The 11797-nt window shown below is 65.8% G+C and carries 8 protein-coding genes; 3 read left to right on the plus strand and 5 right to left on the minus strand.

The genetic code is table 11. The features are described from left to right. The 5 genes from AACZ75_RS00280 to AACZ75_RS00300 form a co-directional block, all read right to left on the minus strand. The gene (locus tag AACZ75_RS00280) at positions 1-882 is read right to left on the minus strand and encodes a hypothetical protein (protein ID WP_339870527.1); all 882 of its coding nucleotides are present in this window, start codon (positions 880-882) and stop codon (positions 1-3) included. Beyond that, positions 879-2768, minus strand: coding sequence for a hypothetical protein (locus AACZ75_RS00285; protein ID WP_339870529.1), 1890 nt, complete (start codon positions 2766-2768; stop codon positions 879-881). The genes AACZ75_RS00280 and AACZ75_RS00285 overlap by 4 nt, the downstream gene beginning before the upstream one ends. Beyond that, entirely contained in the window at positions 2765-3772 is a 1008-nt protein-coding gene (locus AACZ75_RS00290; RefSeq protein ID WP_339870530.1) for a PD-(D/E)XK motif protein, read from the minus strand. Before AACZ75_RS00290 ends, AACZ75_RS00285 begins: the two co-directional genes overlap by 4 nt. Further along, on the minus strand, positions 3765-6386 hold the full coding sequence (locus AACZ75_RS00295) for a Z1 domain-containing protein (RefSeq protein ID WP_339870531.1): 2622 nt from the start codon (positions 6384-6386) through the stop codon (positions 3765-3767). Before AACZ75_RS00295 ends, AACZ75_RS00290 begins: the two co-directional genes overlap by 8 nt. Before the next feature lie 314 nt (positions 6387-6700). Beyond that, entirely contained in the window at positions 6701-6964 is a 264-nt protein-coding gene (locus tag AACZ75_RS00300) for a helix-turn-helix transcriptional regulator (protein ID WP_339870532.1), read from the minus strand. 322 nt (positions 6965-7286) lie between these two features. On the opposite strand from AACZ75_RS00300, the gene AACZ75_RS00305 reads away from it, so the two are divergent. The 3 genes from AACZ75_RS00305 (at position 7287) to AACZ75_RS00315 (ending at position 11791) form a co-directional block, all read left to right on the plus strand. Further along, entirely contained in the window at positions 7287-7775 is a 489-nt protein-coding gene (locus AACZ75_RS00305; RefSeq protein WP_339870533.1) for an RNA polymerase sigma factor, read from the plus strand. A 9-nt stretch (positions 7776-7784) separates the two neighbouring features. Then, positions 7785-8750, plus strand: a complete 966-nt coding sequence (locus tag AACZ75_RS00310) for a FecR family protein (protein WP_339870534.1) — start codon at positions 7785-7787, stop codon at positions 8748-8750. 92 nt (positions 8751-8842) lie between these two features. Beyond that, complete coding sequence (locus AACZ75_RS00315; protein WP_339870535.1) at positions 8843-11791, plus strand: TonB-dependent receptor; 2949 nt, start codon at positions 8843-8845, stop codon at positions 11789-11791. Positions 11792-11797: the final 6 nt, after the last annotated feature.

The raw sequence follows: 11797 nt of genomic DNA on the forward strand, positions 1-11797 counted from the left end.
TCAGAGCCTCACACTGGCGAGAATGGCGGACCGGAACTCGCCGGGCCGGTTCTCAAGCGCGGTCTTCGCTGCGGCGACGTCCGGGAAAGCCTGCTCAAGCCAGTGCGCCACCCGACCGGCGACGGAAGCCGGTTCAGCGCTGTCGAAATCCTCATGCCAACCCGCCCTCAGCGCGGCTTCGCACATCTGCGACACGACATCACCCATGAGCGCCTGAAGCGTCAGTTCGTCTCCTTCCTGAACGCGCTCCACGAAATCCTCCTCGTCGGCGTTGAGGTAGAGGCGTGCGGCGCCGTGGAAGTCGCGCCCCGGACTGGCGGGGCTCCAGGAGAGCATCCAGGGCGCGGCTTCATGTGGGCGACCGGCGAACACGGTGGAGAAGCTTATGACCTCCATGGGGAATCGTGGATCATCACCCTCGATCCGGGTGACGCACCGCTCATCCCACAGACGGGACGCCGCACGCCGGGGCGCGAGAGGATCGCCCGGCTCCAGGGCGGATGCCAGCAGGACAGAGGTCCTCAGGCTGAGCTGCGCCGACAGTCGGGAGGGATCAACGTGGATGGCGATCGCGCAAGGCTCTCCGGGTTCCAGGGAAAGGCGCGTCTGCCGCACGACTTCCCGGGGCAGGTCGCCCGGCCCCGTGCCGACTTCGATCAGGACCTCCAGCGTGTAAGGTTCGTCAGCGAGCCCAAGTTCGGCTGCGGCCTTCAGGTGGTCAAGCGTGATGACCCGTTCGAGACTGACGGCACTGGCGTAATCCCAGTCAGGCGTGATCTCCCCGAGGGGAGCTGGCGACTGGTTACCCACGGTGATCATCCAGGGTCGGGCGACGATGGCCGCGTCCAGTCGGTTGAAGGGCGCAGCGGTCCGGCGGCTCATGCGGATTCCGCCGGAAGCAGGGAGGCCCTGAGGCCCACGGCGCAGTCATCCGGCACGGAGACGCGAACGGTGAGTTCGCCTTCGAAATCCCCGATGTCCACCAGCGGCTGGACCTGGAAGATGTCGTCGCCGTCGCCGTCAACCTCGATGACGACAGGCGGGCTGACGACGTCCAGTCCGGCAGCCGCCACGCCGCCGCCATCCATCGAGATCGTGGGGGTGAGGTCCAGCCGGGTCAGGGCTCCGCGGCCCAGGACGGTGAGGGTGAACAGGGCGGTGCGTTCGCCCTCGAACATCTCCAGCCGCTGAAACGTCGGCTGGCTGACGCGGCGGCGTCCTGACGGCCCGCCGCCGCCGCCGCCACCGCCCCGTGTTGGCCCGCCGGCGCCGACGCCTGCGAGGAAGGCGCCGAGCATGCCGGCGACCGCCGCGACCGACCCTGTCGATCCTTCGCTCCCGCCCGAGGCCGCCCCCGGAGCGGCGACTTCGCTGGCCGCCTCCTTCAGTCGGGCAAGAGCCATTCTCACCCAGGTCCGCGCCGGCCCCTTCGGCAGGGCGGATGGATCCCAGACGTCGTGGGCGGCGGGCTCAGAGCTTGCGAAAGCCTCCTCGACCTCCTTGTCGTCGCTGGTCACGAAGACACCGGCCCATTCGGTCCGCTCGTCCGCAAGCACAGGCCCATCCATGTAGCAGACAACCATTTCCGCCGGACGCATGAGAGCGATGCACGACGATCGTTTTGGCAGGAGACCTTCGGCACGGAACGCCGGCAGGCGATCGGCGCGCACGCCCCGGCTGATCGCCAGGCGTCCGAGGAAGGTCTGGGGTCGGTAGCTTCTGATTTCACGCCCCTTCCCGTCCCGGATCTCGTTCATGGCCCGCGCGAAGAGGTCGAGCGGCGGGCAGTCTTCAGGCCTTGGAGTTTCGAGGGTTACGCCCTCGACCTCCACGGTCAGGTGAATGCGCCGGTGCTCTGGCGTCGTGCCGAGCATGCGCGGCCAGAAGTTCCAGAGCACCCGCTCCAGGATGTGGACGCCGATGTCTGACACATCCGCTGATCCTGCACTGCCTTCAGTCCCGTCCTGATCCACGACGTCCAGCCGCAGGTCGGGGTCAAGGATCAGGATCGAAGTTCCCGTCGCGCCAGCCATGGTCCGCAGAGGAGCTCCGAGGGCTTCGGAGAGCGCCGCTGCCGCGTCGCCTGTCTGCGGCTCGCCAACTTTTCCGGCGTCGTCCGCCGCTCCCTGCACGCCCCACCAGTGCCGCCCGGTGTAGCGGCTCAGGAAACCGTTGCCCTCATCACGCTCGCCGGATTCGCCCAGATGGCAGGCCATCAGTCGCCGGGCATCCGCCCCTGCGCCGGGATCCTCGGCCAAGGTGTCGACAAGGACCGTGGAACACCGGCTCGTCCGGTAAAGGGACGCCTTGCCAAATCCATAGGTGCCGCCGCCAAGATCAGTGTTCCGGCGCGTGCCGACGTTGCGCATGAAGTCGATGAAGTCGGTCCGGTCGACACCGGCCGGGATCCGGTCAGCCCGCGTGGGACCGCCGAGACCGGTCGTCCCGAAGTCGCAGATCTCGAGCACGCGAGGGGTCTCTGCGTCGAGGAAGGCCGTAAGCGCGTCTGCGGAACTGCTGATGAAAGGCAGCTCGGCCAGCACCTGATTGCGCAGCACCGCAAGCTGATCGGGCGTCAGCGTGCGAAGCCGGATCAGGATTTTTGGCCCTTTTCCGAGCTTGGCGGCGTCACAGCTGTTCTGGATCGCTTCGCGCAGCACAAGCTGCAGCCCGTCCAGACGCGGAGCTCCGAGGAGCCGTTCAAACCCTCCGTCGCCCATGTTGCCGGTCGGCGCGTAGGGCTCTGAAAACAGACCAAGACGCGTCATGGGAGGGAGGCCGCCAGTCGCGCTTCCTGCGCCTGCATCTCCGCCTCATCAACCCTGAAGGCATCCGCTACGGCCGGGTCCAGCTCATAGGACAGGCCCTGAATGCCGGCAGGTATGACGCCTGCTGTAAAGGCGGAGGCGACAATCCTCGGGAAGCCCGGCTCGACTGTCCAGGCGTCGATGGCCTCGCAGTTGAACGAAATGCGGTTCCAGTCTTCGTCATCCGGATCATGGCATCCAAGGGCGACGAGCCCGCTTCGCAATCCAGCTGAACGTCCGGAATGATGTTCGATGTCGGCCACAAGCGAGGATACGGTCGCGCCACCCTGGGTGCGCTCCAGCGCGACGCGCCAGAGCTGCAGGGTTCCACCGACTGGCGCCTCCAGCTGGTCGGCGGACGAGATGGTGACCCGCCCCGCCGTGCGGCTCGAGGACTTCACCTCGATGGCGTGTGATCCGCCGCGGAAGTCATGGCGCTCGGGAACGGGTCCGAACCAGAGCGCGGGCGCGCCGGAATGACGCGCTGTGAGCCGTCGAAGGACAATAAGCTCGGCGACAAGGCCGCGAATGATGCGGTCATCCACCGCATCGGCTTCGCGGCTGGCGAACAGGGCACCCAGATCATTGATCGCAGTGACCAGCGCATCTTTTGCTGGCTCCCCACTGACGACGCGGGTCAGCACCGCCTCCACCAGATCCGCGAACGCCCGGTCGAGCAGCGGGTCAACGCAGGTCACGACCAGATAGGCGCGACGCTGTCCTGCACCGGTCAGTGATGCGGCGCCGACTTCCAGGGCGGGTGGCGTGTCTAGGGCCGGCCGTCGCGTGCCCGCCGCCACGGGAAGGAGCAACTGGGCTTGCCCCCGCTCGTTCAGCGCAAGCGCGGTCAGGCCATGACCCGTGCCGATTGTCAGCGTGCTCACCGGCAGCCCGTCAGAAGTGGCGACGGCGCCGCTACGCAGGGAGGTCCAGCGGGCGTGGATCTCGTTGACCAGACTAGACATCGGCAGTCTCTTCGAGACCGGCGGCTTCTACCGCTTCCATGTCTTCCTGCTCCATCGCCTCGAGTTCCTCGGCGGATGGGGGCGCCAGCTCGACGCTGACGAGGTCGCCGCCGTGATCCTTGGAAAGGGGCATCACAAGCCCCAGGCCAATAATGTCGTGGACGGCGTCCATGGCGACCCGCGCCGTGCTTCCGTTTTTCGCCGGGGAGGCCCGGTCGATCGGGTAAAGAAGGAGAAGCGGACGCTCGCCCAGCGCTTCCCGACGTTCCGTTTTGAGCGCCTCCCAGTCGCCGTCACCGGCGTCTCCGGGGACATCAAAGGCAATGTCGGGACGCGACATGAGGCCCTTGATGTCGGCCAGCGCGTCGACACCCTTGAGCCGGGAGCGCCTGACCATGCTCACCGGGCCCAGATCCCCGAGGGGCTCGGCCGACGGCGTTCCGTCGAGCGCGGTGACGACCCCGACATTCCAGTGCTGTAGGGCCGGGTGATCCTGCTCCAGGAACTGCAGAAGAAGTCCGGTATCAAGATCTTGATGGGTCGGATCGATGCGATAGTCCCGGATGAACCGGATCACGGCGCTGCGCGGAACGTCGCGGAAGAGCAGGCGGGTGAAGCTGGCGTCGCGGCTGCCTTCCGCGCCTGCAGCCTCGACCAGCCGGCCGGCGGCCTTCCAGTTGGCTTCGAGCAGCTCCGCGTTGTTGCGGGCGAAGCGGATGGTCTGGAGATGTCTGCCCCAGTAGCCGATGCTGACACGACGGGCGTGCCGCATCTTGTTCCTCGCTACGATGGCCATTCCCGGTATCCTCCGGATCCGAACGGCGAAGTCCATGGGGGTCACCAGAGGCCTGCGACTGTAGCTGCCGATGTCCTCGCGGATCTCTGCTTCAACGGCGGCGAGAGACTGGAAGCGCACGCGCAGCGCTTCCGGCATCCAGAGCCGCGGCAGGTCCTCATAGCCATTCCGGTAGCCAAACCACCGCCCCATCTGAAGGAGGGTGTCGTACTGATTGGACGTCCGAAGGAAGTAACTGACGCAGAGGCCTTCGAGGGTCAGTCCCCGTGCCAGGATGCTGCCGCCCACCACGATGTAGGTGACCGGCCCTGAGGTGTAGTCGATCCGGTCATCGCTGGCGCCGTTTTCGACCGGCACGTGCAGGGCTCCCAGGACCGCGGGCACGAAGCTGCTGATCTGGCTGAAGCTCTCGGCGCCGCCAGAGCGGGCGACGCGCCCGGCCTCCTCGTTCCAGACCTGTTCAAGCGCCGTCCAGACGGCGCCCGTCCCGTTCACCAGCGCCTTGCGGTTCTCGTCCAGCCAGGCCTCGATCAGTGCGGCGACCCTTTCATGCATGACGATCGCCGACGATGTGTGGACCAGCATCGACATGTGTTCCTGCTCCTGACCTCTCGCCCGCCGGGCAGCGCAGGATGCGATGAAGTACAGGATCGCCTTCTCGAGGCTTGCGGTCATCTCAACCACAAAAGTGGCCTGGGCCTTCTGACTGGGCGCCTGAAGCCTGGCTTCCTCGTCGGCCGTCACCTCGCGCACGACATCCATGCCGTCCTCGTCCGGCTGCGGGTTCGCCGGATCGACCGGCGTGCGCCCGAACAGCTTCTGGGTCCCGAAATAACCATCGGGCAGCGGCAGGGCAGTGATGAAGTCCCGCGGATAGAGATCGTCCAGTGTGTCGGTCTGGTCGGCGTAGGGATTGATCAGGACATTGGCGAAGGGCGTGGCGGTGTAGCCGACGTAGGACACCGACGGCAGCGCCTTCAGGATCAAACGGATCTGTTCATTGATCCGGGACATGTCCATTTCCCGCGAGGCGGAGTTCACCGTCGCCTGGTCACATTCGTCATCGATCAGCAGAACCTTCAGCCGGCGCATGTCCGATGCAGGCGTTTTGGCGATCACCTTCAGCAGGCGTTCGAGCGGTGCGACGTTCTTCTTCATCACGGCGATCTGGGCGCGGTCCATGCCCATCAGGTGGCCCTGCGCCGGGATCTGGAACTCCCCCTTGATGTCCGTGGTCGTCAGCAGATGCCACAGGGTGGGATGGCGTTTGACGATGTCCGCCTCGAGCCGGCGCTGGGTCTGCTGACGCAGTTTGTCGGTCAGGCCGGCGAAGACGAGGATCAGACTGTAGCCGCGATCGACCGCCTTGGAGATCACCGCCGTCATATTGGCGGTCTTGCCAGACTGTACATATCCGACGACGAGACCGCGCGACGAGAAGGTTTGCTGCCGCGGATTTTCCAGCAGCGAGACCACCTCGCTCGACGCTTCGTCAATGACATCGACGGTATCTTCGTCCCAGCCCTTCGCCCCGGTCAGATAGGTCTTGAGCGCGCTCCAGTGGTGATCGCCCGGCTGGGGTCCGTGATACCACTCCGGCCGCTCGCGCAGGATCGAATTGCGGCGGAGAATGGTGATCCGGAACTCCTGCTTCAGAAGCTCTGCGGCCTCCGCAAGATCCGCCCACGCCGGTGTGTCGGGCGGCAACACCCCTTCCAGACTTCTGCGCACCGAGAGCACGGCTGCGTCGATATCCCCGGTCCCGGGCAGGGCATCCCGGACAAGTTTCAGGAAGTGAAGGGCCTGAGCAGACGGCAAGATGGTTTCTCCGTGAGAACAGGGTTCTGCTTGAACTGATTCGCAGCGGTCGAGAGGAGAAGGCGAACTGGCTGGGGCCGTCCCGCACCGGTTGCAGGCGACCAGCCGGCAAAAGCGTCCCGCACGAAGTCGAACAGGAGGATCGACTCCGGTCGGAGTGCGATCATAGACTGCGACGCGGCGGGCTCCGGAACGGATAGGCCCCGATCCTGAGCCGGGGGACGCATGGCGTCGGCGACGACCAGGGCTGAAGCGTCCGGCTTCCGTACAGAAGTTCCAGGCCCGCCCCCTTCCTCGTCAACGCACCAAACGGCTTAAGGAGTCTCCGGGTCGATGAGACCAGTGCGAACCGCAAAGGCGACGGCCTCGATCCGGGTCCTGACACGGAGTTTGGCGCAGGTCTTCTCGATGTAGCTGTCCACAGTCCTCGGTGACAGACCGACGATCTGGCCAATGTCGGCGGAGCTCTTGCCCCGACTGACCCACAACAGGCATTCGGATTCGCGCGGGCTCAACGGCGCCGGGTCACGGGGCTGGGGTGAGGTTCCGCATTCCATGAAAGCTCCTTGGGTGTTCATGATTCACGTTGGGCGGGAATCGCGGTTTCTGGCAACGACAGTGAATTGCGGAGCGCCCGCCAAAAACTTGCGGAGCGGGAGCGATGCGGGTTGCGACCGGGTGCGGCTTGCACATGCAGCCCCTTTGATTCATGCTTCCGTCGCCGACGCCTGCGTTGGTGGGGCCTGGAATCCCCTGTGCGACATCAAATCATCGACGACCCCGTGCGTGGCGCGGATGTCGGTTACCGACGCCTGAGGGGGCGTGTGCTGACGCGCGCGTATCCGCTCGCGCCGTCTCGCCCGGATTCCGGACCTCTTTTGAAGAGGCCGGAGAGCCGTGGTGGCAGACACGAAACAGCTGGGGGTGGAGGGGCAGGACGGTTTGAACCGTCTGTACCGTCAGTACGCCGTCTGGCTGCGGCGACGCCTGCGCGCGCGGATCGGCGCCGATGCGGCGGCCGATGTCGTCCAGGAAACCTACATCCGGGCCGCGCCGTACGCGCTCGCCGACATCCGGCACCCGAAGGCCTTTCTCCTGCGGATCGCCATGAATCTGTTGCGCGACGAGAGCCGTCGGCAGGGCCGGCACCAGCGTTATACCGAAACCACGGCGGCCCCGGAGAGCGAGGCCGCGTCGCAGATTGACGCGCTGCTGCTATCGGAGATGATCCGTTCGATGCCGGCGCTCTACCGGAACGTCTTCGTTCTCAACCGCTTTGGCGGTATGACCTATCCCGAGATCGCCCGGACGCTCGACATCAGCGTAAAGACCGTGGAGTGGCGGATGGCCCGGGCGCTCGAGTACTGCGCGTCTCGGCTGGACCTTTAGGCAGGACGGATGACGATCGAGGCGGATGCCGACATCAGGCGCAAGGAAGCCGTCGAGTGGTTCGCTCGGCTCAATCAGCGCAAGGTCACGACGGCCGACGTGCGCGGTTTCAGCGACTGGCGACGCGACCCCGAAAACGCGCGAGCCTTCCAGAAGGTTGAGACGATGTGGGAGGCGGCGGGCGCCCTCGCCGGCAATCCCGACATGGCCGCCCTGACGGCCGAGGCGGTTCGCAGCGGCAAGGGGCGCAGACGGGCGACATCCGGCCTCCTCGTTCCACTAGGCGTGGCGGGGGCGGTGGCGGTCTGCGTGGTCAGCCTCGTCTGGTTTCAGCAACGCCCAGCATCCTACACGACGGAGATTGGCGAGCAGCGAACCGTCCAGCTGGACGACGGCTCGCGGATCGTTCTCGATACAAACTCGGCCGTCGCGGTCCGATACACGCGGGAAAGCCGCTCGGTCACCCTGACGTCCGGCCAGGCCATGTTCGAGGTCGAAGGCGATCCCCAGCGTCCTTTCATCGTGGCGGCGGGCGACACCCGTGTCACCGCCCTGGGTACGAGGTTCGACGTCCGTCGATCCGGGTCCGGGGCGCGTGTCATTCTCGTCTATGGTCGCGTGGCCGTTCGGCAGGAGGTGGCGCGTCCTTCCGGGTGGTCCCTCGAGCCGGGCCAGCAGGTGACCACATCGGCCGACAAGCCACGCGTGATCGCGGCCAACGTCCCCGCCGCGACCAGCTGGACGGTGGGACGGCTAACCTTCGAGAGCACGCCCATCTCGGTCGCCGTCGCGGAAGTGAACCGTTACAGCCGCGAGCCGATCGAACTGCGCGACCCCCGAATCTCTGAAATCCGGGTCAGCGGTGTCTTCAACGCAGGGGACATCGACGGATTCGTCGCCGCACTGACAGATCTCTATCCGCTTGAGGCGACCCGAAGCCCCGACGGTCGTATCGTCCTAGCTGGCGGCACCTGAAAAAATAATCTGCCCCCGGACTTAGGGGAAAGCCCGCGACCCAACGTCTCCTCCCCGCCCCGCAAGTTCGCGGGTAACTAACGGGGGAAACCATGGGCCACGGATACACTTCAACCGCGCTTGCCGCGCTGATGATGGCAGTCACGACGCCGGTCATCGCACAGTCGCCGGACAGCGTCCGGCGGTTCGACATCGCTGCCGGGCCGCTCGAACGCACCCTGCCCGCCTTCGGTCGCCAAAGCGGGCTTCAGATTCTGTATCCGAGTGCGCTTGTCGCCGGTCGCCAGTCCCCGGCCGTCAGCGGGGACTACACGCCGGAGGCAGCTCTCCAGCTGATCCTTCGGGAATCCGGGCTGACCTACCGGCAGAGCCGTCCCACAGTCTTCGTTCTCGTCGATCCTTCGTCCCGCGCCGATACCGGTCCGACGACCGAACTGGATGAGGTGGTGGTCACCGGCACCTATCTGCGCGGCGCCGACAGTCCCTCGCCTGTGACGATCGTCACCCAGGCGGATGTCGACCGGCAGGGGCGCGGCACAGTCGCCGAAACCCTGGCGGCCATGCCTCAGAACTTCACCGGCGCGGCCCATGAAGGATCGACCAACACCGGAGCCGATCGCTCGGGGCGCAATGTCGGCTCTGCAACCGGCGTCAACCTTCGCGGTCTCGGTGCGGATGCGACCCTGGTCCTCGTCAACGGCCGGCGGGTCGCGGGAACCGGGAACGCTGGAGACTTCGCCGATATCTCGAACATACCGTCCAGCGCCATCTCCCGAGCGGACGTGCTTCTCGACGGCGCATCGGCGCTCTACGGCGCGGACGCCGTAGGCGGTGTCGTCAACATCATCCTGAAGTCCCGCTTTGAAGGCGCCGAGACCCGTGTCCGGGTCGGCGGAACCAGTGACGGCGGAGCGGAGGAAATCCTCTTCTCTCATGCCGGGGGGCTTAGCTGGGGGAGCGGGAGCGTGGTGGCCGCCTACGAGTATCACGAACGCGGCGAGCTCAGGGGGGCAGACCGGGACGCGACTTCTGACGCCGATCTGCGGCGGTTCGGCGGGACCGATCACCGGCCCGTCATGGCTTCGCCCGGAAACATCGTCCGCCTCGATGTGGCCACGGCGACTTATGTGCCCCTTTTCGCAATCCCGGCCGGACAGGACGGTGTCGGCCTCACCCCCGGAGACTTTATCCCAGGTCAGGTAAACCGCACCAACCAGCTCGAAGGTCAGTGGTTCCTGCCACGGCAGGAGCGCCAGAGCCTCTTTCTGGCCGCCCGACAGGACCTCCCCGCCGGATTCAGCGTCGACGGAGATATCCGCTACACCCAACGTGACTTCTTCCTGAGCACGAGTGCAGACGCGGGAACGCTGACTGTCACGCGCGCCAACCCGTATTTCGTCTCGCCGAACGGCTCGGCCTCCCATGACATCGCCTACTCCTGGATCAACGACCTCGGACCAGGTCGCTCGGATGGCACCTCGACGAGTTTGGGCGGCGCGCTTGGCGTCTCCGGCGAACTGGTCGGATGGAACATTTCCGCCTACGCCAGTGGTGCGGAGGAAACGACTGGCCGTCGTCTTTCGAACCGGGTCCAGACCACATTCCTCCAGGAGGCTCTGGGAGCTCGGGCTGACATCCCCACCACGTCTTTCACGACAGCGGCAGACGGCTTCTTCAACCCCTTCGGTGGCCCGGCCGCGAACTCGGCGGCGATCCTTGCGCACATTGGCTCCGGCTACACCGACACCGAATGGGTGAGCACGGTCGCCTCGTTCAACGTCAAGGTTGATGGCACAATCCTTGATCTTCCCGGCGGTCCGTTGCGGGCCGCATTCGGCCTGGACTTCCGCGCTGAGCAGTTCGAGACGGGGGGCGAAAGCTTTCTGTCAGGCACCGCGCCTCGCGTGACCGCGCCGGTGTCCTACGAACGGGATGTATCGTCGGCCTTTGCCGAACTCCGGATCCCGTTCGTCGGTCCGGAGAACGCACGCGCCGGCATCGAGCGACTGGAGCTGTCACTGGCTGGCCGGGTGGAGGACCATGAGCGGGTCGGGAGCACAGGCAATCCCAAAGTCGGTTTGTTGTACGGCCCAACGTCCGATCTGCTGCTGCGCGCGTCGTGGGGTACGTCCTTTCGCGCGCCATCCCTGAGGGAGCTGCAGAGCACCTACCAGATCGGCCCGTCGTTCCTGAGCAGAGGTGGGGGGAACATCCTGACGCTCATCCAGTACGGCGGAAACCCCGACCTCCGACCGGAGACTGCGGAGTCCACCACGGCGGGCTTCGTCTGGACACCGGCGGCTTATGAAGGCCTCCGGCTCGAAGGAAGCTGGTTCAGGACGCGGTTCAACGACCGTATCGGCAATCCCATCATCCAGAATCTCGCCAATGCCCTGAACGATCCGTCCCTTGCGCCCTTCGTTCGAAATGTCTCGCCCACGACGTCCGCCGACGACCGGGCGCTCGTGCAGTCGCTGCTCGATCATCCCGGCAACTTCAATCCGACGGTCTTCCCGGCGACGTCGTACGGCGTGATCGTCGATAACCGCTTCGTCAACGCTGCAGGTGTCGATGTTGAAGGTCTGGACCTGTCGGCGCGTTACCGCTTCGAAGTGTCGGACTGGCAGGCAACGATCGACGGAACGGTCACTCATCTCCTGACCAATGACCGCAAGGTCACCACGGCCGCGCCGGTTGAAGACCTTCTCGGCGACCCGAACTTTCCGGCGCAATGGCGCGGTCGCGTCGGGACCCAATGGGTGCGGGGGCCGCTGAGCCTGGGATTGATCGCGAATTACGTTGGCGGGGGCCGTGACCCTCTGACGAACCGTCAGATCGACGACTGGACGACCTTCGACGGTCAGGTCCGCTACGACTTCGCGACAGATTGGGGCGAAGGGCTCTCCCTCGCCCTGAACATTCTGAATGTCGCCAACGCGGCGCCGCCATTCTACGATTCGCCCAACGGGGTCGGTTTCGACGGGGCCAATACGAACGCGCTCGGGCGGCAGATCTCGCTCCAGCTCACCAAGCGCTGGTGATCGATC

The sequence above is a fragment of the uncultured Brevundimonas sp. genome, from assembly GCF_963975535.1.
Taxonomy (GTDB): domain Bacteria; phylum Pseudomonadota; class Alphaproteobacteria; order Caulobacterales; family Caulobacteraceae; genus Brevundimonas.

Coding starts and splice junctions, on each gene's coding strand:
- AACZ75_RS00290 (WP_339870530.1), bottom strand. CDS start 3,772: ATGTCTAGTCTGGTCAACGAGATCCACGCCCGCTGGACCTCCCTGCGT.
- AACZ75_RS00315 (WP_339870535.1), top strand. CDS start 8,843: ATGGGCCACGGATACACTTCAACCGCGCTTGCCGCGCTGATGATGGCA.
- AACZ75_RS00300 (WP_339870532.1), bottom strand. CDS start 6,964: ATGAACACCCAAGGAGCTTTCATGGAATGCGGAACCTCACCCCAGCCC.
- AACZ75_RS00285 (WP_339870529.1), bottom strand. CDS start 2,768: ATGACGCGTCTTGGTCTGTTTTCAGAGCCCTACGCGCCGACCGGCAAC.
- AACZ75_RS00310 (WP_339870534.1), top strand. CDS start 7,785: ATGACGATCGAGGCGGATGCCGACATCAGGCGCAAGGAAGCCGTCGAG.
- AACZ75_RS00280 (WP_339870527.1), bottom strand. CDS start 882: ATGAGCCGCCGGACCGCTGCGCCCTTCAACCGACTGGACGCGGCCATC.